At 60.1% G+C, this 23,349-nt stretch carries 23 protein-coding genes; 16 read left to right on the top strand and 7 right to left on the bottom strand.

What is annotated here, in order from left to right; translation table 11 throughout:
- Nucleotides 1-103: 103 nt before the first annotated feature.
- Nucleotides 104-652 carry a hypothetical protein gene (locus GSQ82_RS11410; RefSeq protein ID WP_158792414.1) on the top strand — a complete coding sequence of 183 codons (549 nt, stop codon included), beginning with the start codon at nt 104-106 and terminating at the stop codon, nt 650-652.
- Nucleotides 653-737: 85 nt separating this feature from the next.
- Here GSQ82_RS11410 and GSQ82_RS11405 read toward each other — a convergent pair whose 3' ends face one another.
- From GSQ82_RS11405 to GSQ82_RS11395, 3 genes are all read right to left on the bottom strand, one after another.
- Nucleotides 738-1,343 carry an outer membrane beta-barrel protein gene (locus GSQ82_RS11405; RefSeq protein WP_158792413.1) on the bottom strand — a complete coding sequence of 202 codons (606 nt, stop codon included), beginning with the start codon at nt 1,341-1,343 and terminating at the stop codon, nt 738-740.
- A 211-nt stretch (nt 1,344-1,554) separates the two neighbouring features.
- On the bottom strand, nt 1,555-2,013 hold the full coding sequence (locus tag GSQ82_RS11400) for a hypothetical protein (protein ID WP_158792412.1): 459 nt from the start codon (nt 2,011-2,013) through the stop codon (nt 1,555-1,557).
- A gap of 117 nt (nt 2,014-2,130) precedes the next feature.
- Nucleotides 2,131-3,054, bottom strand: coding sequence for a LysR family transcriptional regulator (locus tag GSQ82_RS11395; RefSeq protein ID WP_158792411.1), 924 nt, complete (start codon nt 3,052-3,054; stop codon nt 2,131-2,133).
- Nucleotides 3,055-3,173: 119 nt separating this feature from the next.
- Between GSQ82_RS11395 and GSQ82_RS11390 the strand changes: the two genes are divergently transcribed.
- The 15 genes from GSQ82_RS11390 to GSQ82_RS11320 all read left to right on the top strand — a co-directional run bounded on the left by GSQ82_RS11390 (nt 3,174) and on the right by GSQ82_RS11320 (nt 18,057).
- On the top strand, nt 3,174-4,349 hold the full coding sequence (locus tag GSQ82_RS11390) for a 2-isopropylmalate synthase (RefSeq protein ID WP_158792410.1): 1,176 nt from the start codon (nt 3,174-3,176) through the stop codon (nt 4,347-4,349).
- Nucleotides 4,350-4,452: 103 nt separating this feature from the next.
- On the top strand, nt 4,453-5,562 hold the full coding sequence (gene leuB / locus GSQ82_RS11385; RefSeq protein ID WP_158793631.1) for a 3-isopropylmalate dehydrogenase: 1,110 nt from the start codon (nt 4,453-4,455) through the stop codon (nt 5,560-5,562).
- 8 nt (nt 5,563-5,570) lie between these two features.
- On the top strand, nt 5,571-5,750 hold the full coding sequence (locus GSQ82_RS11380; protein WP_158792409.1) for a hypothetical protein: 180 nt from the start codon (nt 5,571-5,573) through the stop codon (nt 5,748-5,750).
- 5 nt (nt 5,751-5,755) lie between these two features.
- On the top strand, nt 5,756-6,460 hold the full coding sequence (locus tag GSQ82_RS11375) for a hypothetical protein (RefSeq protein ID WP_216847070.1): 705 nt from the start codon (nt 5,756-5,758) through the stop codon (nt 6,458-6,460).
- Nucleotides 6,457-7,929 (top strand): 3-isopropylmalate dehydratase large subunit, encoded by a 1,473-nt coding sequence (gene leuC, locus GSQ82_RS11370; protein WP_158792408.1) that lies wholly within the window; start codon nt 6,457-6,459, stop codon nt 7,927-7,929. Before GSQ82_RS11375 ends, leuC begins: the two co-directional genes overlap by 4 nt.
- Nucleotides 7,929-8,564, top strand: a complete 636-nt coding sequence (gene leuD / locus GSQ82_RS11365; protein ID WP_158792407.1) for a 3-isopropylmalate dehydratase small subunit — start codon at nt 7,929-7,931, stop codon at nt 8,562-8,564. The genes leuC and leuD overlap by 1 nt, the downstream gene beginning before the upstream one ends.
- A 49-nt stretch (nt 8,565-8,613) precedes the next feature.
- Nucleotides 8,614-10,311, top strand: a complete 1,698-nt coding sequence (gene ilvD / locus GSQ82_RS11360; RefSeq protein WP_158792406.1) for a dihydroxy-acid dehydratase — start codon at nt 8,614-8,616, stop codon at nt 10,309-10,311.
- A gap of 79 nt (nt 10,312-10,390) precedes the next feature.
- Entirely contained in the window at nt 10,391-12,151 is a 1,761-nt protein-coding gene (gene ilvB, locus GSQ82_RS11355) for a biosynthetic-type acetolactate synthase large subunit (protein WP_254061585.1), read from the top strand.
- A gap of 247 nt (nt 12,152-12,398) precedes the next feature.
- Nucleotides 12,399-12,923, top strand: a complete 525-nt coding sequence (locus GSQ82_RS11350) for a hypothetical protein (protein WP_158792404.1) — start codon at nt 12,399-12,401, stop codon at nt 12,921-12,923.
- Nucleotides 12,924-12,977: 54 nt separating this feature from the next.
- Nucleotides 12,978-13,562 (top strand): GNAT family N-acetyltransferase, encoded by a 585-nt coding sequence (locus GSQ82_RS11345; protein ID WP_158792403.1) that lies wholly within the window; start codon nt 12,978-12,980, stop codon nt 13,560-13,562.
- On the top strand, nt 13,544-14,173 hold the full coding sequence (ilvN, locus tag GSQ82_RS11340; protein ID WP_158792402.1) for an acetolactate synthase small subunit: 630 nt from the start codon (nt 13,544-13,546) through the stop codon (nt 14,171-14,173). The genes GSQ82_RS11345 and ilvN overlap by 19 nt, the downstream gene beginning before the upstream one ends.
- Nucleotides 14,174-14,253: 80 nt before the next feature.
- Nucleotides 14,254-15,279: a ketol-acid reductoisomerase gene (ilvC, locus tag GSQ82_RS11335; RefSeq protein ID WP_158792401.1), complete on the top strand. Its 1,026-nt coding sequence runs from the start codon at nt 14,254-14,256 to the stop codon at nt 15,277-15,279.
- 89 nt (nt 15,280-15,368) lie between these two features.
- On the top strand, nt 15,369-15,866 hold the full coding sequence (locus GSQ82_RS11330) for a DinB family protein (protein WP_158792400.1): 498 nt from the start codon (nt 15,369-15,371) through the stop codon (nt 15,864-15,866).
- A 219-nt stretch (nt 15,867-16,085) separates the two neighbouring features.
- Nucleotides 16,086-16,565: a DUF4174 domain-containing protein gene (locus tag GSQ82_RS11325; protein ID WP_158792399.1), complete on the top strand. Its 480-nt coding sequence runs from the start codon at nt 16,086-16,088 to the stop codon at nt 16,563-16,565.
- A complete protein-coding gene (locus GSQ82_RS11320) occupies nt 16,549-18,057 on the top strand; it encodes a sensor histidine kinase (protein WP_158792398.1) in 1,509 nt (502 codons plus the stop codon). The genes GSQ82_RS11325 and GSQ82_RS11320 overlap by 17 nt, the downstream gene beginning before the upstream one ends.
- A gap of 75 nt (nt 18,058-18,132) precedes the next feature.
- On the opposite strand, the gene GSQ82_RS11315 is transcribed toward GSQ82_RS11320, so the two are convergent.
- From GSQ82_RS11315 to dprA, 4 genes are all read right to left on the bottom strand, one after another.
- A complete protein-coding gene (locus tag GSQ82_RS11315; protein ID WP_158792397.1) occupies nt 18,133-18,417 on the bottom strand; it encodes a DUF427 domain-containing protein in 285 nt (94 codons plus the stop codon).
- A gap of 150 nt (nt 18,418-18,567) precedes the next feature.
- Nucleotides 18,568-18,993, bottom strand: coding sequence for a hypothetical protein (locus tag GSQ82_RS11310; RefSeq protein WP_158792396.1), 426 nt, complete (start codon nt 18,991-18,993; stop codon nt 18,568-18,570).
- 22 nt (nt 18,994-19,015) lie between these two features.
- Nucleotides 19,016-21,904 (bottom strand): type I DNA topoisomerase, encoded by a 2,889-nt coding sequence (gene topA, locus GSQ82_RS11305; RefSeq protein WP_158792395.1) that lies wholly within the window; start codon nt 21,902-21,904, stop codon nt 19,016-19,018.
- A gap of 272 nt (nt 21,905-22,176) precedes the next feature.
- A complete protein-coding gene (gene dprA, locus GSQ82_RS11300; protein WP_158792394.1) occupies nt 22,177-23,337 on the bottom strand; it encodes a DNA-processing protein DprA in 1,161 nt (386 codons plus the stop codon).
- Nucleotides 23,338-23,349: the final 12 nt, after the last annotated feature.

Here is a 23,349-nt window from a genome sequence, read left to right as displayed (position 1 = left end):
ACCCCTAAAGCGTGGATTCGTTTCTTGTGTGAGACGGTCCACGCTATTTCTTTGCCCAAAAACAGAGGCTTCGGTCTCACATCCGCTCACGAAGGAGGACACATTGTTGAAACGGTATATCGTTCTCGGCTGTTTCACCTGCGCCCTCGGTCTACCAATCCGATCGCGCGGTCAGGCGCTACCCACGAGCTCCCGCACCGGCACCATGCAGCTTGGTTTCGCTGGAACGCGCGTCAGCCCCGATATCGGTCCGACCCATGCCTCCGGCGGGACCATCTATGGAGACTTCGACTTCGTCCACAACATCGGATTAGAAGGCGACATCCATCTCGCCAGTTGGCGCACCCACGACTTTATCGGCGAAGACTCCTATCTTCTAGGCCCACGCTATTCCTTCCACTATCGGCGCGTCGACGTATACGGGAAGGCACTCTTTGGCATCGGTCGACTCTTGTACCAAACCAACGGCAACCAGGGGGGATATGATGCGACCTATAAAATCTACGCCTTTGGCGGAGGGTTAGACATCCACACCATCCGCCATTTGAATGTTCGGCTGATCGACCTCGAAGAGCAGGAATGGCCCGGCTACAATCCTGGAGGCCTTTCGCCATTTGCAACAACGGCCGGCCTCGCCTACGCCTTCCGCTAGTTCCAGGCTTCACGGTCCCAGCCTACCCAGTACGAGAAAAGCCCCAGCGCTAGCTGGGGCATTCTAGTCTTACAAACGCGATTCTTTAGAAGTGATACGCAATACCGATCGACGGCGTCGAGATGAGCTGGTAGCGATTGGTCTTGAAGACATTTCCTGTCTTGTCAAAGTCCGGTGTTTTGCCCACGAAGCCGCGATACCCCGCTCGAATGTCGAAGCTCGGACTCAACTCGTACGCCACGCCACCGCCAAAGAGACCGCCGATGATCGTCTGTTGTTTCACATCCAGATTCGTAGTTCCGGCATCTTTGAAGGGAGAAAAGATCATTGCGCCGGGACCGGCCTCGAGGAACGGATTGTAGCGCTTGAAGTTCAAGCCGAAGACGTACGCTGCGCTAATCTCCTGCTGCAGAGTGTGGATTCCACCCTGCGCCTGCCCAAAGACCTGGTAGTAGTGGGTGTTCTGCGCATAACTGTAGTTCACTTCGAGGCCGCTCCGCGGCGTCAACAGGTATCGATAGCTGGCCAAAAGGCCAATCGTCATGCTCATGTTCTCCTGCACACTGTTTCCGGTGACCTGGGGAGCAAACGGTACGGTAGCGCTTATGCTCGCGTCCTGCCGGCTCTCCTGTGCATAACCGGCTGCTGCAGACAACATCAGCGCACCCAACAACAACATCGTCTTCTTCATTCTTCGCTAGATCCCTTCGAATTCGTCCATGACCGCCGCTTACGCTGTCCCGCAGGCTGCACGTTTACAAAAGATCACAGAGCGCCGTAGTCACTGTCCTTCATTGTAACCGCACGAGCGTCCGAAGGGCCGCTCATCACGCAAGAAGGCCGGAGGATCTGCACCCTCCGGCCTCTTTTTAAACAATTTCTGCTCTCGTTAAGACACATCTCTACTGAGGCGGCGCAGCCGGAGGTGTACCACCACCCTGACCGCCCTGGCGATTCTGCCTGCGCTCCTGCATCTGCGCCAGCAACGCGTCATACTTGGGCTTTTGCTCGTCTGTCAGCACCGCTCGGATCTTGTCCTGCGATGCCTTGTGGATATCCATCATCTTCGCTCGCTTATCGGGCCCCGCAATGGACGTATCGTTACGCACCGCCATTGCCTGAGTACGGCTATCTTCGTCGATCGCCTTCACCTGGGTCACCTGGTCCGGTGTCAGATTGAGCTTCTTGGTGAGCATTTCCACCTGACGCTCCTGCATCCCGCCGCGCCCTCCCTGCGGTGGTCCTGCCTGATCCTGTGTCGGCGCAGTCGTATCCTGCGCCATCAACGGCATCGCACTCAGCGCCAGCGTACAGAGCGCCAAAAGAGTCACTTTCACTATCGGCTTGCGAAAAATAATCATCGGATTCTCACTCTCATGCATTCATTCGCCGGAAGAGCTCCTCCGGTGGTCCATCTACTGCTACAGACGCAGTTTCTCCGTAAAGGTTCCGACTTCGAAGGAAAATTCACAGCCATCCTACACTCCGCGCTCCGGCTGGAAACAGTAGGGATCGCCATGAGCCGCCGCATAATCCTCCACCACCTTCAGAAACGCCAGCGCCGCGTGCGACAGGCTCGCCTGCCTTCGGTACACCAGCCTCAGCTTTCGTTCTGTCTGCAACTCCGGGACATGCACCCGCACCAACGCGCCGCTCTCCAGCTCCGTGCGCACCGTCAGCCCAGGCACCAGCGCCACCCCATTCCCCATCTCAACGAACCTCTTGATTGCCTCCAGTGACGGCAGTTCCACATTCATGCGCAGCGCGGTCTTATGCCGCTTGAACGCCTGGATCACCTTCTGCCGCTGCGGCGACGGAATATTATGCGCAATAAAATCCTGCTCGCCGAGCTGTCGAATCGACACCTTGCCCGCCCCAGCCAGCATATGTCGCGGATTCACCACAAACGCCAGCTCATCCCGGTACACCACCATCGACTTCACCTGCGCATCGTCGGGCCGAAACGACAGCACTCCAAGCTCCACCGAGTGCATCAACACCTCGTCTGAGATCCGGCTCGCCAGCGTACGCTGTACCGCCAGCTTGATTCGCGGATTCTGCCGCCGAAACTCATCGAGCAGCGGCAGCAGGTACAGGCAGGTGTACTCATTCGCCGCCAGGTTCAGCCTGCCCCGATGCAACTCTCGGAGCTCCGTCAGCGCTACCTCGGCATCGCCGCGTAGATTCAACAGTTTAGCGGCGTACTCCCGCAGCACCTCGCCTGCATCCGTCAGCGTGCCATCCCGCGACGACCGTTCAAACAGTACCTCACCCAACTCCCCTTCGAGTTTGGCGATTGCCTGACTGACCGCTGGCTGAGTACGATGAAGCCGTGCCGCAGCCCGCGAAAAACTTCGCTCCTCCGCTACCGCCAGAAACGTCTCCATCTGAACTAAGTCCACTCGTCACCTCACCGGCGTAAAATATTTACAGCGAATGCTGCGATTAGAAATTCTGATACCCCTGCAGACCATCATAAGCATGCATTATGATAGCGTCCAGATCGAGAGAGTGAACCACGATGTCCTCGCCTAATCAAATCGTCTTCTTCGACACCACCCTCCGCGACGGCGAACAGTCTCCCGGATGCACCATGCACCACGACGAAAAACTGCGTATGGCTCACCAGATTTCATCTCTCGGCGTCGATGTCCTCGAAGCCGGTTTCGCCATCGCATCCGACGGCGACTTCAACGCCGTCCAGACCATCGCCCGTCAGGTAAAAGGCACGCGCATCGCCTCCCTCGCCCGCTGCAAGCGCGAGGACATCGAAGCAGCCGCCCGCGCCGTCGAACCCGCGGCCAGCAACCGCATCCACGTCTTCCTCGCCTCCTCCGACCTTCACCTCGAGGCCAAGCTCAAGATCACCCGAGAACAAGCCCTCGACCAGACGGCTGAATCCGTCCGTCTCGCCCGCACCTTCGTCGACGACGTCGAATTCTCCACCGAAGACGGCACCCGTACCGATCCCGGCTTCCTGCTCAAGATGATCACCGTCGCGGTCCAGGCCGGGGCCACCACCATCAACATTCCCGACACCGTCGGCTACTCCACGCCAGCCGAGTACGAGGCCATCTTCCGCACCGTCAAGGCCAGTGTCCCCGGCATCGAGAACGTAATCCTCTCCACCCACTGCCATGATGACCTCGGCATGGCGGTAGCCAACTCACTCGCCGGTATCCAGGGAGGAGCGCGTCAGGTCGAGTGCGCCATCAACGGCATCGGTGAACGTGCAGGCAACGCCGCGCTCGAAGAGATCGCCGCCGCGCTCATGGTGCGTCGCGACCAGTTTCCCTACACCAACAACATCAAGATGGAACAGCTCTATCCCACCAGCCAGATGCTCGCCGAGTTCATTAGCTTCGGTTGCTCGCCCAACAAGGCAGTAGTCGGCGCGAATGCCTTTGCGCATGAGTCCGGCATCCACCAGCACGGCATGATGGCCAACCCGCTCACCTACGAGATCATGACGCCGGCTTCCGTAGGCGTTGCCAATACCAATCTCGTTCTTGGCAAACACAGCGGCCGCCGCGCTCTCGCCGATCGCCTCGAAAAACTCGGCCACACACTCACCCGCGATCAGCTCGACGACGTCTACCATCGCTTCACCGAGCTCGCCGACCGAAAGAAATCGATCTACGACCAGGACCTGCTTGGCCTGCTGCATTCCGACAAGTCTGCCGTAGCCACCCACTAAACTCGCACTCCGTTCTTGGTCCGTCATTCCGACTGGCAGCCGGCTTCGGCTCGCTGCAGCAACAATCACAGGGACTTGAACCCTGAAGATCCAGAGGCACATGATGAAGCTCAAAATTGCAGTCCTCGCCGGCGACGGCATCGGCCCCGAAGTCACCCAACAGGCTACCCAAATCCTTCGCGCCGTTGCCGAACTCGGCGGTCACGACTTCACCTTCGTCCCCGGTCTCATCGGCGGCACTGCCATCACCGAGACCGGCTCCCCGCTCCCCACAGCGACGCTCGACTCCGCGCTTGAATGCGACGCCGTTCTACTTGGAGCTGTGGGTGACAACAAGTTCAATGCGCTACCTCCCGACAAGCGCCCCGAAGCTGGCCTCCTGCAGATTCGTCAAGCCCTGGGAGGCTTCGCAAACCTGCGTCCCTCCATCGCCTACGCCGCTCTCAGCGAGAGCTCCCCCCTGCGCCCCGAGGTCACCAAAGACGTAGACATCCTCTTCGTGCGCGAGCTCCTCGGCGGCCTTTACTTCGGCGCGCCGCGCTGGTGGAACAAGGAGACCAACGAAGCCATCAACACCATGCGCTATACCCGTGACGAGGTCGTCCGCGTCGCGCGCGTCGCCTTCGAACTCGCCGCCAAGCGCCGCCGGAAGGTCACCTCCGTCGACAAGGCGAATGTACTTGAGGTCTCGCAGCTTTGGCGCGCCACCGTAACCGAGGTCGCCAAAGACTATCCGTCAGTCACACTCGAACACCAGCTGGTCGACTCCATGGCGATGCACATCATGAACATCCCCCGCAACTTCGACGTCGTTCTCACCGAGAATCTCTTCGGCGACATCCTCTCCGACGAGGCAGGCGTCATTACCGGCTCCCTGGGCATGCTTCCCTCCGCCACCATCGGCGGTGCCGTCAATCTCTACGAGCCCGTACACGGCAGCGCGCCCGACATCGCAGGCACAGGCAAGGCAAACCCGCTTGGAGCCATCCTCACCGCCGCCATGATTCTCCGCCACTCCGCAAACCTTGAGCAGGACGCAAAGGCCGTAGAGCAAGCCGTCCACAAGATCCTCGACGCCGGCTACCGCACTGCCGACATTGCCCGCGGCCAGCAGCCCGGTCAAACTCCTGTAAGCACGCAGGAGATGGGCAAGCTCGTCCACCAGGCCCTCGCCGAATCCATCGACCGCCGTCAGGCTATGCACGCCGTATGAGCCAGGCTATGAGTCCGCGCACAAAGTACATGCTGATGAACTGCGCCATAGCGGTCACGCTTGTCTACAAGCTCTGGAAGGGCGCACCCATCGCAGTCATCCTCATCGTGGGTGTCGTCATGTTCACTCTCGTCAATGTAGTGATGTACTTCGCAGCAAAGAAGTCAACATCGAGCCCCAACACATAATCTCCGTGATCATTCGTCTCCAACTCGCTGCCGCACTTTTCGCTCTTGCACCTCTGGCGATGCATGCGCAGATCTCTTCGCCTCAGACCAAGAAGGACAAGAAGCAGCCGAAGGAGAACGTCGAGTGGCTCTGGCAGTACAGTCCCCCACCCGCTGACGGTCGCGAAAATCAGCTCGTACTCGATCAACGCTTCCGCCCGTTCCTCGCTCAATACCTGACCACACCACAGACCTTCTGGGGCAATCCCAAGACCGGCTACAAGCCTCTCGACGAGACAGCTCTCGACTTTCTGTCCGTCCCCGAAAAAGTACTGGCCGACGAAAATCGCTACCTCTCTATCTCGGGCTGCGTCTTCCGCTTCTGTCCCTCGCGCGGCCTCCTCTGGGTCGATCTCGGCCTCGCTCATCCACTCATCGTCTTCAGCGCCATCGACTGGATCAAGGACAGCAAGACCCCTAACGAGCCCGGCGCCGAATACACTCTCTGGGTCTTCCCTAACCATCCCATCGACCCCGACCATATTCCCGCGGCCCTGGTCCACACCGTCGCCCGCTGGACCGCCCAGCCACCGATGGGCAGCACCGTCATCCAGCAGATCCGCAACGCCATCCTTGTCGATCCCGACGGAACACCGCACCCGATCGCAGCCGCCGCCATCGGCGCCAACACATTTACCCGGCCACCAACCGAGCAGAAGGCACACCCATGACAACTACATCGACGACAGCATCTCCTAAGACACCAAAGACCCTATTCGAAAAGGTCTGGCACCAGCACCTCGTAGCTGAGCCCGCAGGCGAACCCAGCATCCTCTACATCGACCTGCACCTCGTGCACGAGGTCACCAGCCCTCAGGCATTCGACGGCCTGCGCATGACCGGCCGCAAGCTGCGCAGGCCCGACCGCACCGTCGCTACCGTAGACCACAACGTCCCTACCAGCAGCATCGAGGACCGCCTCCACATCGTCGATCAGATCGCGTCCAAGCAGATCGAGGCGCTGCGCAAAAACTGTGCCGACTTCGGCGTCGAGCTCTTCGATGTGCAATCGCCAAATCAGGGCATCGTCCACATCATCGGCCCCGAGCTCGGCATCACCAAACCCGGCATGACCATCGTCTGCGGCGACTCCCACACCAGCACCCATGGAGCCTTCGGCGCCTTAGCCTTCGGCATCGGAACCAGCGAAGTCGAACACGTGATGGCGACCCAGACCCTCCCGCAGGACAAACCCAAGACCTTCCGCATCAACGTCGAAGGAACGCTTCCCGTCGGCGTCACCGCCAAGGACATCGTCCTCCACATCATCGGCGAGATCGGCACAGCAGGAGCTACGGGTCACGTCATCGAATACGCAGGCTCAGCCATTCGCGCGCTCTCCATGGAGGGCCGCATGACCATCTGCAATATGAGCATCGAAGCCGGAGCCCGCGCCGGCATGATCGCGCCCGACGCCACCACCTTTGCCTATCTCAATGGCCGCCACTTCTCCCCTACGGCCCAGGCATGGGACCAGGCCGTTCAGCACTGGTCCGAACTAGTAACCGACGAAGGAGCAATCTTCGACCGCGAACTCACCATCAACGCCGCCGATATCACTCCTACCGTAAGCTGGGGCACCTCACCCGGCATGGTCACCGGCGTCAAGAGCACGGTGCCCCTCGCCGATCCAACCGCCTCAGAAGCCGATCAAAAGGCCTTCGAGCGTGCTCTCGAGTACATGGGACTACACGCCGGCGAGCCCATCGAACAGATCACGATCGATCGCGCCTTCATCGGCTCCTGTACCAACGCCCGCATCGAAGATCTCCGCGCTGCTGCCTCCGTCGTTCGCGGCTATCACGTCGCTACCACCGTCCGTGCCATGGTCGTCCCGGGCTCGCAGTCCGTCAAAGCGCAGGCAGAAAAGGAAGGCCTAGACAAGGTCTTCACCGAAGCCGGCTTCGACTGGCGAGAACCAGGCTGCAGCATGTGTCTCGGCATGAACCCCGACATCCTTGAACCCGGCGAACGCTGCGCATCGACCAGCAATCGCAACTTCGAAGGCCGCCAGGGCCGCGGTGGCCGCACTCATCTCGTCTCTCCGCAGATGGCCGCCGCAGCGGCGATCACCGGCCACTTCACTGACATCCGCACCTGGCAGTTCAAAGATCAGACTGCACAGAAGGAGGCACGCTAATGCATCCCATCAACATCCTCCACAGCCACGCCGCACCTCTCGACCGTCCCAACGTCGACACCGATCAGATCATCCCCAAGCAGTTCCTCAAACGTATCGAACGAACCGGCTACGGAGACTTTCTCTTCTACGACTGGCGCCGCATCCAGGAGGGCCCCGACGCCGGCCAGCCGCATCCGGACTTCGTTCTCAACAAACATCACCACAAAGACGCGAAGATTCTCATCGCCGGAAAAAACTTCGGCTGCGGCAGTTCCCGTGAGCACGCAGCCTGGGCGCTCACCGACTTCGGCTTCCTCGCCGTCATCGCTCCCAGCTTCGCTGACATCTTTTTCTCGAACGCCGGCAAAAACGGCATGATCCTCGTTCGCCTCTCTGAGTCCGATGTGCAAACCCTGATGGAGCGTTCAGAAAAAAATCCCGTCCACAAGATCAAAATCAACCTCGAAGCCCAGACCGTCACCGACGATGAAGGCTTCAGCGCTCACTTCGACATTGATCCATTCCGCAAATACTGTCTCCTCAACGGCCTCGACGACATCGGCCTCACCCTGCGCCACGAGTCCAAGCTCGACGCCTTCGAAGGCAAACACGATGCAGAGTTCTGGCTCCAGCCCCGACCTGTCACTGCATGATTCACGCCAGCTTGCGACGCGCTAACCAACTCCACTGAAAGGCTGTCCTTTGAGCAACGAGATCAATCCGAAGCGATACTCCATCCCCCTTACCGAAGGCCCATCCCGCGCCGCTGCCCGCTCCTACCTGCGCGGCGTAGGCTTCAGCAAAGAAGATCTGCACAAGCCAATCATCGGCGTCGCCAACACATGGACTGAGATCGGCCCTTGCAACTTCCATCTGCGCGACGTCGCCGCCGCCGTCAAAGAAGGCATTCGCGAAGCAGGCGGGACGCCGATGGAGTTCAACACCGTCACCATCTCCGACGGCATCACCATGGGCACTGAAGGCATGAAGGCCTCGCTCATCTCCCGCGAGGTCATCGCAGACTCCATCGAGCTCGTCGCCCGCGGCAACCTCTTCGACGGCATCGTCTGCATCGCCGGCTGCGATAAGAACATGCCCGGCACCATCATGGCCATGGCCCGTCTCGACATCCCCGGCCTCATGCTCTACGGCGGCAGCATCGCACCCGGTCAACTCGCCCAGCCGGACGGCACCAGCAAAGACATCACCATCCTCAATGTCTTCGAAGGCATGGGCTCCCACGCCGCTGGAAAGATAAGCGACGCGCAGCTTGAGGCCCTCGAAGCCGCAGCCTGCCCAGGCCCCGGAGCCTGCGGTGGTCAGTTCACCGCCAACACCATGGCCATGGCTGGCGAGTTTTTAGGCATCTCTCCCATCGTCTGCACCGGGGTCCCCGCCATGTCCCCTCTCAAAGCCGCCGCCAGCCGCAAAGCCGGTCGCTTCGTCATGGACCTCTGCCGAAACGATCTTCGTCCTTCGAAGATCCTCACACGCAAATCCATCGAAAACGCCATCACCGCCGTATGCGCCTCAGGTGGCAGCACCAACGCTGTACTCCACCTCATCGCCATCGCACGCGAGATGAACATCCCGCTCACGATGGATGACTTCGATCGCATCAGCGAGCACACTCCGTTCATCTGCGATCTCTCTCCAGGCGGAAAGTACGTCGCCAGGGACTATCAGGATGCAGGAGGCTCGCGCGTCCTCGCCAAGCGTCTTCTTGACGCTGGCCTACTCCACGCAGACACAATCACCGTGACCGGCAAGACCCTGGGCGAAGAGGCTGCCGCCGCACAGGAGACTCCGAACCAGCCTGTCATCCGCGAGATGTCGAATCCACTCAAGCCAACCGGCGGCCTCGTCATCATGAAGGGCAACCTCGCCCCCGAGGGTGCAGTCATCAAAGTCGCAGGCCACGAGCGCATCCACCACACCGGCACCGCGCGCGTCTTCGAGTCTGAAGATGCCTGCCACGCCGCCGTCGAAGCCGGAAAGATCAACCCCAAAGACGTCCTCGTCATCCGCTACGAAGGCCCACGCGGAGGCCCCGGCATGCGCGAGATGCTCGCCGTCACCGCCGCCATCAAAGGCATCCCCGAGCTCTCCGAGACCGTAGCCCTCCTCACCGACGGCCGCTTCTCCGGAGCCACACGTGGCCTGATGGCCGGTCACGTCGCCCCCGAAGCCCAACTCGGAGGCCCCATCGCTGCCGTCCACGAAGGCGACACCATCACCTTTGACATCCCCAACCGTAAGCTCACCCTCAACGTCTCTGACGCCGAGATAGCCAAACGCTTGGCCGCATGGAAGGCACCCGAACCCCGCTACAAACGCGGCGTCTTCGCCAAATACGCCAACTCAGTAAGCAGCGCCAGCGAAGGAGCCGTCACAACCTAGAAGCGAGATGGCGAGATCGGTCGCTCTAACAACACACGCATATTTTTTTAGTTTTGATGCAGCGCAATTGGAGGACACATTGGGCGAAACATCTAATACGAACCAACACCCACAACTCACCGGAGCAGAGATCCTCTGGGCCACTCTGGCCGGAGAGGGCGTAGACCGCGTATTCGGCTATCCCGGCGGAGCCATCCTCCCTATCTACGACGCTCTGCGCAAGTTCCCCATCCACCACATCCTCGTCCGCCACGAGCAGGGCGCATCGCACATGGCCGACGGTTACGCTCGCGCCTCCGGCAAGGTCGGCGTCTGCATGGCCACCAGCGGCCCCGGCGCAACAAATCTTGTGACGGGAATCGCCACGGCAATGCTCGACTCCATCCCCATCGTCTGCATCACCGGACAGGTCTCCTCTAAGGTCCTCGGCAGCGATGCGTTTCAAGAGGTCGACATCACCGGCATCACCCTGCCCATCACCAAGCACAACTTCCTCGTCACCCGCGCCGAAGACATCGCCCGCACGGTGCGCGAGGCCTTTCAAGTCGCAGCCTCAGGCCGCCCCGGCCCTGTCCTCATCGACATCACAAAGGACGCCCAGCAAGGCAGCGCGCCCTTCAGCTTCGAGGAAGCAGCTCCCGCCGCCTATCGCCCACACCCCATGCTGCGCGCCGAAAGCTCATCCATCCAGCAGGCCATCGAGCTTATCAAGCAGTCGAAGCGGCCGCTCATCCTCGCCGGCCACGGCATCACTCACTCCGGTGCGGAGGCCCAGGTGCTCGCGTTCGCGGAGCGGCAGCAGATTCCCGTCGGCTGCACGCTGCTCGGTCTCGGCTGCTTCCCTACCAACCATCCGCTCTCGCTTGGCATGATGGGCATGCACGGCGAGTCGTGGGTCAATCATGCGATCCAGCAGGCGGATCTTCTCCTCGCGTTTGGCATGCGCTTCGACGACCGCGTCACCGGCAACCTCGCAAGCTACGCGCCTAATGCGAAGAAGATTCACATCGAGATCGATCCGTCCGAAATCAACAAGAATGTAAAGGCCGACGTCGCTCTCATCGGCGATCTACGCGAGACACTGGAGCTGCTGTTGCCGCTTCTGCCCAAGAGCTCCGATACAGCCTGGCTGCGCGAGATTAATGCGATGAAAGGAGACGCCGCCGTTCGCGACATCATCAATCTGCCTGATAATGGCCATCTTTACGCTGCTCACGTCATCAACGACATCTGGCGCGAAGCCGTCGCAGCTGGTCGTGAAAAAGATACCATCGTCGTTACAGATGTGGGCCAACACCAGATGTGGGAGGCGCAGTACTACAAGCACGACACGCCGCGCTCGCTGATTACCTCGGGTGGGCTCGGAACGATGGGCTTTGCACTGCCTGCGGCGATTGGGGCGAAGGTTGCGTGTCCTGAGAAAGATGTGTGGGTTGTCGCTGGCGATGGGGGGTTTCAGATGACCGCGTCTGAGCTCTCAACTATTGTGCAGGAAGGACTTGCGATCAATATCGCGGTGATCAACAACGGATTCCTGGGCATGGTTCGGCAGTGGCAGGAGGCGTTTTACGACAAGAACTACGCGGCTTCGCCGATCCTGTCGCCGGACTTTGTGATGCTGGCGGCGGCGCATGGTATCGATGGGGCGCATGTCAGCAAGCGGAAGGATGTAACTCCTGCGGTTACGAAGGCGCGGACCAGTGGTAAGGCCTTTCTTATCAACTTCCAGGTGGAGAAAGAGGATGGGGTCTATCCGATGATCGCGCCGGGCGCGGCGCTGCACGAGATGGTGCGTCGGCCTCAGAAGGATCCTTTGCTGGAGACTTCGGAGGACGAGTAGCTGTATTTTTGCAGAAAAAGTTCGGCTGGGGTTTGAGGTTGGAATCTGCATTTTTCCCTTGTTTTTGAGGGGTATTTTGGAAAAATCGGTGCGCAGGACGTGGTTTCTTGCTGGTGAGTTGTGGTGAATTGCGCGGTGAACGTGAACGTTAGACTGCTTGTTTTTTGGGTCTGAAAAGTACGCCACGTTTTTCAACTATTTTTTTCGTTGCTGCACGTTGCTGGATTTATCAGACGTTGAGCCAGAGATGTCGAACCAAAGAGAGAAGGGACGGGACATGATCCATAGCTTCGTAGCTCCTATGTCAGACAGGCTCGGCTTCGTTCTGCGGGGCGTCCTGGTGCTTCTTATGTGCGGACTGGTCTCGGCGGTTGCCGGGGCGCAGTCGCAGCAACCGCAGTCGCAGACGTCGCAGTCCCAGGCACTTACAATCCGGATCATCAATGCCAACACCGGCCATCCGGTGACCGATGAGAGGCTGAACGTCGCACTGCGTGCGGACCAGATCGGCTCTGTCGCTATGCCAACTGATAAGAACGGGATCATCAGCGTGGACTACGGGAAGGCGACCACCATACGCATCCTCTCGAATATGTATGCGGACTGCCGTTCGCGTGGTGAGCTTTATACGAACTACCCCATCGCCTCGATTCTCCAGAAGGGACTCGTCACCGGCAATCTTTGTCCCACTACGGCTACGCCAACGGCTAAGCCGGGCGAACTCGTCCTGTTCGAGATTCCGCGAACTTTTGTTCCAACGATGCGGCCTTGACGCTTCACGGCTTATGGACTTCATCTAGTTCTTTTTATCTTTGAGAATCAAACTTTGACGACTCCTCTCCAACTCGAAACGCCGCGCCTCATCCTTCGCCGATGGCAGGAGCAAGATCGTGCTCCGTTCGCTGCGATGAACGCCAACCCGGTCGTCATGCGGTTCTTCGCCGCCCCGATGACGGGGCAGGAGAGCGACGAGGCGCTGGCGCGATACTGCGCAGCCTTCGAGAGAGACGGGTTTAGCTTCTTCGTTGCGACTCTGCGCGAGACCGGTGCGTTCGCCGGAATCATCGGGATGCAGGTGATGCGCGATGTGGTGCCGAACCTTCCTCAGCCTGCGGTCGAGATCGGCTGGCGGCTGGCGCAGTCCTGCCAGGGCCTGGGGCTGGCGACCGAAGGCGCGACCGCGATCGTCGAATACGCTTTTGGCGAAGTCGGCCTGAGTGAAGTTGTCGCGATCACGGTTATCTCCAATCAAGCTTCGCGGCATGTGATGGAGAAGCTCGGCATGACGCACCGGCCCGAGCTTGACTTCAACCATCCACGCGTTCCTGCAGGCCATCCGAACGAGCGCCATACGCTCTACAGCCTGCGCAATCCAACTCTCTCCGAGGTGCCATGCTCCACACGTTCGTAGCTCTTGTAAGCGACAAGCCCGGCGTTCTTACGCGCGTTGCTTCGCTGTTTCGCCGACTCAACATCAACATCGTCTCGCTGACCGTGGGCGAGAGCGAACGCGCCAGCGTGTCGCGCATGACGATTGTGTGCGAGGCGCCGGAGCATGCGGCCCATCGTATTCGGGCCTCGCTCTACAAGCTTGAGATCACCGTGGATGTGGACGAGGTAGGGCGTAGCGAGGCCGTGATCCGCGAGCTTTGTTTGATCAAGGTTGCGGCGGGGCCTTCGCATCCGCTGGGGCAGAACTCGCGCTCGCAGATCTTTGAACTGGCGAATGTGTTTCGTGCGCGCGTGGTCGACCTTGCGCCGGAGTCGGTGATGCTGGAGATGACCGGCGCGGCGAGCAAGATCGAGGGGTTGATTCAGGTGATCACCGAGAGCGGCTATACGATCCTCGAGGTCTCGCGCACAGGCCGCATGGCGATGCGTCGCGGCCACCACACCAGCCGCGTGCTGAAGGCGCTCGGCACGCCGGATGGCGACGAGCCGTCTACACCCGACTTTGCAGCAAGACCGAAGTCCAACCTTCTCACTAACGAGTTCGAAGACGTGCACGAAGAAGAGGAATAAACGAAGCACGTCTTCCTCAAATCAACATCCACGCTTGTTAAACTTGACCGACATACAACATCAAAAGGAATGAAAGAAAAATGGCAAAGGCATACCACGACGCAGACGCAGACCTCTCTCTTATCCAGGCAAAGAAAGTTGCCATCATCGGCTACGGTTCGCAGGGCCATGCCCATGCGCTTAATCTCAAGGACTCCGGCGTTGAGGTGCGTGTAGGCCTGCGGCCTGAGTCGCCCAATGCGGAGCGTGCGCGCAAGGCTGGGCTTGTTGTTGATACGGTTGCGAACGTCTCGAAGTGGGCGGACGTGATCATGAACCTGACGCCGGACCAGACGGCGGCGAAGGTGTACCACGCGGAGATCGAGCCCAACATCAAGCCCGATGCGACGCTGATGTTCGCGCACGGCTTCAACATTCGCTTCCGCACGATTACGCCTCCTGCGGGCGTCGATGTGTCGCTGGTTGCGCCGAAGGCTCCGGGCCATCGTGTACGCGAGGTCTTTACCGAGGGCGGCGGCGTGCCTGCACTGGTTGCGGTGGAGCAGGACAAGAGCGGACATGCGCTTGCACTGGCGCTGAGCTATGCCAAGGGCATCGGCTGCACACGCGCAGGTGTGTTGGAGACGACGTTTACCGAGGAGACCGAGACCGATCTCTTTGGCGAGCAGGCGGTGCTGTGCGGCGGCACGAGTGCGCTGGTGAAGGCAGGGTTCGAGACGCTGGTGGAGGCTGGGTATCAGCCGGAGCTTGCGTACTTCGAGGTGCTGCATGAACTGAAGCTGATTGTCGATCTGATGTATCGCGGCGGCCTGGAGTACATGCGCCACTCAATCTCGGACACGGCGGAGTGGGGCGACTATGTGGCTGGACCGCGCATTGTGACGCCCGAGGTGAAGAAGGCGATGAAGAGCCTGCTGAACGACATCCAGGACGGAAGCTTCGCGAAGAAGTTTATCGCGGAGAACGAGACGGGACGCCACGAGTTTGCGCGCATTCGCAAGCAGGAGGCTGCGCACCAGATCGAGACGGTTGGCGCAGAGCTGCGCAAGTCGATGCCGTTCCTCGATCCGGTCAAGGTAGTCAACGGCGCTGTCGTCAAAGCGTGATTACTGTTGGTTGATTCGCGATGCAGCCGGATGAGGCCTCGGAGGATTGAGGCTTTGTCCGGGCTGACGTCGCGTGGGAGACATAAGAGATGAGCGATCCTTCGTTGAGTGCAGACGCGCTGCTGGAGTGGAACGATGCGACGGCTTCGATCTGGAGATCGCTCGCCACTTCGCAGCCCGAGATGCTTGGGGTGCCGTGCGATATCTATAACTGCAAAAGCGTCGGGCAGCTTTTACAACATATCGTTGCAGCGGAGCTGCGTTATGCCGAGAGGCTGCAGGGTTTGCAGGCGACCGATTACTCGAAGATTCCTTATGGCAGCGCGAAAGAGATCTTCGCGACTCATGAGCGTGCGCTGGAGATGCTGCGAGGTCTGCTTGCGGATGCAGCGGTCGACTGGGATGAAGAGATTGAGTTTGGGACGCTGACTGCAGGACGTCGGAGGGCAACGCGCAAGGTGGTGTTTCAACACGCGCTGCTGCATGGCGTTCGCCACTATGCGCAGCTGGCTACGCTCGTCCGGCAGCATGGATACAAGACCGCTCCAATGGATTTTCTGATCATGGTGTCGAAGCCGGTCGAATAATCTTCTGGTATCCGTTTGCATCCGCGAACGTCTCACCTACGTAGCTACAGACATAGATCGGAAGCAGATCGACGAAAGATCGAATCTGAAAGATCTGTCCGTCTTTTTTTGCAGGGCTGTAAGGCCGGTGCGTGGAGGAGACAAATTGAAGACAAATTTTTACAGATTTAGTTTCTTCGGTCCGCATCCAACCAATGTCGCATCTATCCAGACAAACTTATGATCCATCTTTCTTTACTCGCTCTTGCCGTTATGCCTGTGCTGCCGCTCTCGTCGGCCCCTGCCGGAAGCACCGTCGCTTCGCTGCGCCACGACTACCGCCCGCTGCTGATCTTTGCCGCGGCGGACAATCCGCTCCTGCATGAGCAGTTGGAGATTCTCGCCCAGCGAACGCAGGATATGCAGGATCGGCAGATACTTGCGGTGCCGGTTCTGCTGCAGGATGAAGAGGAAGCGTTCGCGAAGCAGTGGGGTGAGATTCTTCCGGGGCGGCATCTGGTCGAACTTGCGCAGGGTGAGGCGGCGTCGGCGCGGCGGCGATTCCAGATCGGGCCGGGCGATTTTACGGTTATTCTGGTGGGAAAAGACGGCGGTGAAAAACTTCGATCCCAAACTCCTGTAACAATGGAGAGACTGGCGAAGCTGATTGATTCCATGCCGATGCGGCAGAAGGAGATTCGAGATGGCCACACTGGATAGCTATGAAGTTCCGGCCGAAACGCTGCCTGCGAGCCCGGTAGAGCCGCAGGTTTTGGCGGACGCGCCGGCTGAGCCTACGCCGCTGGCCGAGATCATCGCCGCGCTGCGCAATGTGAATGTGCTCGACGGACTTACGGAAGAGGAGTACACGTGGCTGGCGACGCACGGCCGGGAGCGTGTGGGCGGGGACCGCGCGCTGCTGTTTCGCGAGAACGAGCCGGCGGTGAGTATGAACATCATCCTGCGCGGCGAGGTGCAGGTACGGCGGCGCCACTCCGGGCCGATTGCGCTGTTTATCGGACGGGCGAGCCAGTTGACCGGGATGCTGCCGTTCTCGCGCATGAAGGGCTATGGAGGGGATGGATACGCGATCGGAACGGTGTGGGCGCTGGATATTCCACAGACGCTGTTTCCCGACATGCTGGCGGCGATTCCGTCGATGGCGCAGCGCTGCGTCTCGCTGATGCTGGACAGGGTTCGCGAGATTACGCGCATGGAACAGCAGGCGGAGAAGCTGGCGGCGCTGGGGAAGCTGGCGGCGAATCTCGCGCATGAGCTGAACAACCCGGCCTCGGCAGCGCAGCGGTCGGCTGCAAGCCTGTTTCGCGAACTGCGCGAGTATGGCAATCAGAAGTATCAGCTGGGGAAGCTCTCGCTCACCACGGAGCAGACCGACAACTATATGAAGTGGGTACAGAACGCGCGCGATCGTATTGAGGCGTTCTCGGCCTCCGCGCAGGCGTTGCAGAGCCCGCTGGCCGCCACGGATCGCGAGGCTATCCTGATGCGCTGGCTGACCGACCACAACGTTCCCCAGCCCTGGACCATTGCTCCGGCGCTCTCGGAGACGACACTGGCGATCGATCTGCTGGACGATCTGGCTGCCATTACGAACGCTGAGACCCTGCCGGTGGCGATCGCTACGGTGGCCAGCGCGCTGCGGGTCGAACGCATGGCCGAGACGGTCGTGGACTCGACGGTACGCATCTTCGATCTCATCAGCGCCATCAAGGACTACTCGTATATGGATCAGGCGCCGATTCAGGACGTCGATCTGGCGCAGTCGCTGGAAAACACGCTGGTGATGTTCAACTCGCGGCTGAAGAACGTCTCGGTCGAGCTGGACTTCGATCCCGAGCTACCGCCCGTCAGCGCCTACGGCAGCGAGCTCAACCAGGTCTGGACCTCGTTGATCGAAAACGCCCTGGAGGCCATGCACGACCGCGGCACCCTGCGACTCACCACGCATCTTAGCGGAGAGCTTGCGCTGGTGGAGGTGTGGGACTCTGGCCCGGGCATCGATCCGTCGATCCGGTCGCGCATCTTCGAGCCATTCTTCACCACTAAAGCTCCCGGCCGCGGCCTGGGACTTGGGCTGGATACAGTTCAACGCATCGTCAGCAAGCACTCCGGCTTCGTCACGGTAGAGTCGAAGCCGGGCGCGACCTGTCTCCAGATCCGGCTCCCGCTCGAACGTGCGGAGGCTTACTAAAGCGGCGCACTAAAGCAAAGCGGGAGAGGCAGATAGCCCCTCCCGCTTCAAAATTCTCTAAAGCTGTAGAATCAGCTACTTGATGATCTCTACACCCCGCCAGAAGGCGACGTGATGCTTCACATTTCGTGCCGCCGGCTTCGGATCGGGGTAGTACCAGGCCGCATCCGGATTTTCCTGTCCGTCAACCACGATCGTGTAGTAACGCGCCTGCCCCTTCCATGGGCAACTTGAGGTCGTCGAACTGGATTTAAAAAACTCCCGTTTTACCGACTCCTCGGGGAAGTAGATGTTCCCTTCGACAGTCTCGTATGTTTCGCTCTCTGCCAGTGTCTGGCCATTCCAAACTGCCTTTGCCATAGTCCACTACCCATTTCTTTTCAAAGGTTTACGGCGGGAACAGGGACGTGCGCCGGACCTCGCCATCGAACTTCTGGCCCTGGGACCATTGTCCATTTGTAACAGAAATGATGCATAAGGGAAAGGGCGTGTCCGGTCCCCCTCCCGCCCTTATGCAGCGGTTTTGGTGACCCCAAACGACTTCAGAAACACCTCATACCGAGCCTGCGCTGCCGGATAGGCGGCGATCAGCCGGGCAGTCTGGCCCATGAAGGGGTTTCCGCTCTGCTTCTCCGTCTCGGCGTGGAAGTGGTGAAACTTGGCGTAGAGGAGGATGCCCTCCACGCTCGAGTCCAGGAAGAGGTCTGCGTCGAGCGCGCCGCGCAGAACGAAGGAGGCGGCCATCTCCCAGTAGCTCAACGTCTGCCGCCAGGACGGGTTGTGCTCCGAGCCGGTGTCTCTCGACACTACCCGCAGCTCCTCCACCGTCTTTGGCTGAAAGTCGAATACCAGGAAGCGCCTCGCCTTCCGCAGCGTCTCTTCCCGTCGAATCTCATACAGCTTCAATATCAGTTCCGCATCTGCAGCAGTTGCCATTCTTCGTCCTTATGCCCTTGGTTTAAGCTACGCTCTCGACGACCGCCCGGGTCTTCGCCGGGTCCGGCATCTCTGGAATCGGAACCGGAGCCGGGCCGCCGATCTTCTCCTCGTACGTGCAGGCCGGCGTGGTCGGCTCCTCGTCCGGCGCGCCCTTCTTCTTGCGGCGCTTCGGCAGAGCCTCACGGTTGTTGGGGCAGACCAGGAACGTTCCCTTGTCGTTGGCGACCTCGAGCACGTATGCGCTGTCGCAGTTGGGGCAGGTCTGGTTGACCAGCTTCAGGTTCGAAGCGAAGTCGCACTTCGGATAGTTCACGCAGCCGTAGAACAGGTCGCCGCGCTTGGTCTTGCGCACGGCGATGTCGCCGCCGTCCTTCGGACACTTGACGTCCAGCAGCTCCTGCTTGATGTACTTGCACTTTGGATATCCGCTGCAGCTGATGAACTCGCCGTACTGACCGTTGCGCAGGAGCAGCGGTTTGCCGCACTTGGGGCAGGCCTCTTCGAGCTGCACCGGAGGCTTCTGCTGCACCTTCTGGTTCAGCTTGCGAATCGTCTTGCACGGCGGATCTTCGTTGTAGCCGGGGCAGGCCATGAACGGACCCCACGGCCCATTGCGAAGCACCATCACTCGTCCGCAGTTGTCGCAGAACTCCTCTTCGGCGACCTCGTCGGCTCCGGGAGCGCTCAGGTCGGGCTTGGCGGCGAAGTTCTCCTTGGTGAAATCGCAGCTGAAGGGCTCCGCCGTCACCTTCTTGCCTGCTCGTGCGGCCTCATCGATCGCAGCCGCCAGCTCCTTCACATTCAGGGTCTCTTTCGAGTACTCGGTCACATCTTCGATCATCGCCTTCACGATAATCGGAAACGAGAACGCCGTCGTGATCTTCTTCGTCACGGCCTTTGAGTCCTTCTTCCACGGACCAGCCGCAACCGTCATCGGCTTTACCTTGGTGAAGTTGCTGCAGGAGTAGAAGCTGCCGAACTTGCCCCACTTCAGAATCAGCGGACTGCCGCAGTTGTCGCAGACCTCGTCGGTCTTCTCCTCCATCCGCTTGATGTCTTCCATGTTCTTGCCGGCGACGTTCAACTCCTTCTCGAAGTGATCGTAGAAGCCGTTCAGAAGATCGGTCCATCGTTCCTTGCCGTCTTCGACCGCATCCAGTTCGCCTTCGAGCGTGGCCGTGTACGCTGTGTCGAAGATATACGGGAAGTTCTTCACCAGCAGCTTGGTGACGACCGTTCCAATCTCGGTCGGCACAAACTTGGCCTGGATCTTCTTCACGTAGTCGCGATCCTGAATCGTATTAATGATGGAGGCGTACGTCGAAGGCCGTCCGATTCCCTTCTCTTCAAGGGTCTTCACCAGACTGGCTTCGTTGTAGCGCGGCGGCGGCTGGGTAAACTTCTGCAGCGGGTCCAGCTTCTCCAGACGCAGAGCCTCTCCGTTGTTCAGCTCCGGCAGTCTGCTGTCTGCCTCGCCGTCCTCGCCCTCGGACTCCGCTTCCGCAGGCTTCGCAGCGGCCTCTTCCTTCGCGGCCTTGTCCTTCGCAGCTTGTCTTGCGCGCTTCTCTTCCTCTTCGAACTTCAGATGTCCGTCGAACTTAAGCACGCTGCCGGTCACTCGGAAGTCATAAGCGAGCTTCGCCTGGGCGACGATGTCCACCGTCGTCTGGTCGAAGATCGCGGGCGTCATCTGGCTGGAGACGAAGCGCTGCCAGATGAGTTTGTAGAGCCTGTACTGCTCGTCGCTGAGATACTTCCGGATCGAGTCCGGCGTGAAGCTGACGTTGGTCGGACGAATGGCTTCGTGCGCGTCCTGCGCCTGGGCCTGCTTCTTGCCGACATACTCGTTCGGAGTTGCCGGCAGGTAGTTCGCTCCCAGCTTGCCGATAAATGTGCGCGCATCCGCGATGGCATCGGCGCTGACGCGGGTGGAGTCGGTACGCATGTAGGTGATGAGGCCGACCGTGCCCTCTGCGCCGATCTCCACGCCCTCGTACAGCCGCTGGGCCACGCCCATGGTGCGGCGCACGTTGAAGCCGAGGCGGCCGGAGGCATCCTGTTGCAGCTTGCTGGTGGTGAACGGAGCCTTCGGATTGCTTCTGCGCTCTTTCTTCTCGACCGAGCGTACGCTCCACTTCGCACCCTTCAGTTCGCCGACCACCTCGTCGACCGACTCTTTATCGGGGAGTGCGTTCGAGAGAAACTGCTCCTTGCCCTCTTCATCTTTTCCGTTCGCAACGCGCGACGGTGTGCCGTTCACTCCGACGAAGCGAGCGACAAAGCTCTGCTTGCCCGCGGTGGGCTGAAGCTGTGCGTCGATGGTCCAGTACTCGACCGGGTTGAAGTCGTTGATCTCCTGCTCGCGCTCCACGATCAGACGCAGCGCCACCGTCTGAACGCGTCCCGCCGAGAGGCCGCGCCGCACCTTATCCCACAGCAGCGGAGAGACCTGGTAGCCCACCAGCCGGTCCAGCACACGGCGGGTCTGTTGCGCATCCACAAGGTTCTCGTCCACATCGCGTGCATGGGCAAAGGCCGCCTGCACCGCTTTCTTGGTGATCTCATTAAAGGTGACGCGCCGAATCCTCGACTTGTCCTTCACCACCGGCAGAAGCTGCATCGAGAGGTGCGCAGCAATCGCCTCGCCTTCGCGGTCCGGGTCGGGCGCGAGATAAACCATGTCGGCCTTTGCTGCGAGCTTCTTCAGTCGGTCTACTACCTTTTCTTTGCCCGGCGACACGATCAGCGTCGGCTCGAACGTGCGCCGCTTCAGCTCCACGCCGATGTCGTTCTTTGGCAGGTCCATGATGTGGCCGATTGAGGCCTCCACGATGTAGTCGCTGCCGAGATATTTATTGATCGTCTTCGCCTTCGCAGGCGATTCGACGATCACAAGTGATTTGCCCATTCGTTCCCTTCATACCCGGAACGCAACGCCGAGGCGAAACGTTCCATCTTCTTCCTTGTTCCCTTGCGAACCTAACACGGTTTCCGCAAACGCGTCATCCCGTTACAATTCCTCAACTGACGAAGGCCGGTGGAAAAAGTCATCCGCCGACTTATTGTTTCTGCGCTCAAAGACGCACCATCACAAGACCGTCAAAGCCTATGACAGCTTGCACTTAGCTTGTTTTTTGCTAGCTTTGCCGCGACGCAGGAATCGCGCTTCGGCGGTGCGGCCTAAAATGCCCGCACATAATTTTTGCCGGGCAACTGCCTTACCCGCCCCGCAAGCTCCAGTTCAAACAGCGCCGTGAAGATCTCCGCAGACCCCAACTCAGCCTCCAGCTGCTCGATCAACTCGTCCAGCTGCGTGGATTCGTCGTGCCTCAGCCGGTCGAAGACGATCCGTTCCTGCGCTGGCATCGGCGTCTCATTAAAGAGAGATGCAGTGCCACCCGCCTTCGATTCACCGGGGCTCGACGTGGCCTCCAACTCGTCCTCCAGTTGCAGCCGTATCTGGGACGGCAGATCTTCCCAGATATCCTCCCACGTTGCGGTCAGCTTGGCACCCTGCTTTATCAGCGTGTTAGGCCCCCAGGCGTTCTTGTTCGTGACGTTTCCGGGAACGGCGTAGACGTCGCGATTCTGCTCCATCGCGCACCGTGCCGTAATTCTTGTGCCGCTGTACTCGGCCGCCTCGATCACCAGCACGCCGACGCTCATTCCGCTCAAGATGCGGTTGCGAATGGGAAAGTTCTGCGGCGCGGGGAACGTTCCCAGCGGATATTCGCTGACGATCGTCCCGCCACTTGCCACTATGCTCTCCGCCAGCTTCTTGTTCTCCTTGGGATAGATGACGTCGATCCCCGTTCCCCAGACCGCGACGGTCTTGCCTCCGGCGTCGATCGCTCCCTTGTGCGCCGCTGTGTCGACGCCACGTGCCATTCCGCTCAGAATGACGAGCCGCCGGTTCGCCAGATCGCGCGAGAGCAGCTCCGCCATGCCCGCGCCGTAGGGCGAAGGACTCCGCGTCCCCACAACCGCTATTCCCGGCCTCGCCAGCAGCTCTACATCTCCGCGAATCCACAGCACCGTCGGCGGGTCATAGATCTCTCGCAGCCGCTCCGGGTACGCCTCGTCCTCGGGCGTCAGAATCTGTCCGCCGGCCTCCGACGTCCTGCGCATCTCGTCGACGGCAGCCGTTCGAGCCTTGCCCTCGAAGACGAACTGCGCCGACTTCGCCGGCATTCCCAACCCCTCAAGCTCCGTCAGCGAAGCCTCGAATAGCCGCTCCGCCGCGCCCAGCCGTCCCGTCGCCTTCCAGATCCGCGTCGGCCCCATGCCCGGCGTCAGCGTCAACGCCATCCACGCCAGCCTAGCCTGCTCCTCTTGTCCCATTGCTCTGCTTTG

Origin of the sequence: Granulicella sp. L60, from assembly GCF_009765825.1 — a bacterium.
Taxonomy (GTDB): Bacteria; Acidobacteriota; Terriglobia; order Terriglobales; family Acidobacteriaceae; genus Edaphobacter.
Note: the sequence above shows the minus strand (reverse complement) of the source record. Positions and strands in the feature narration are given on the sequence as shown.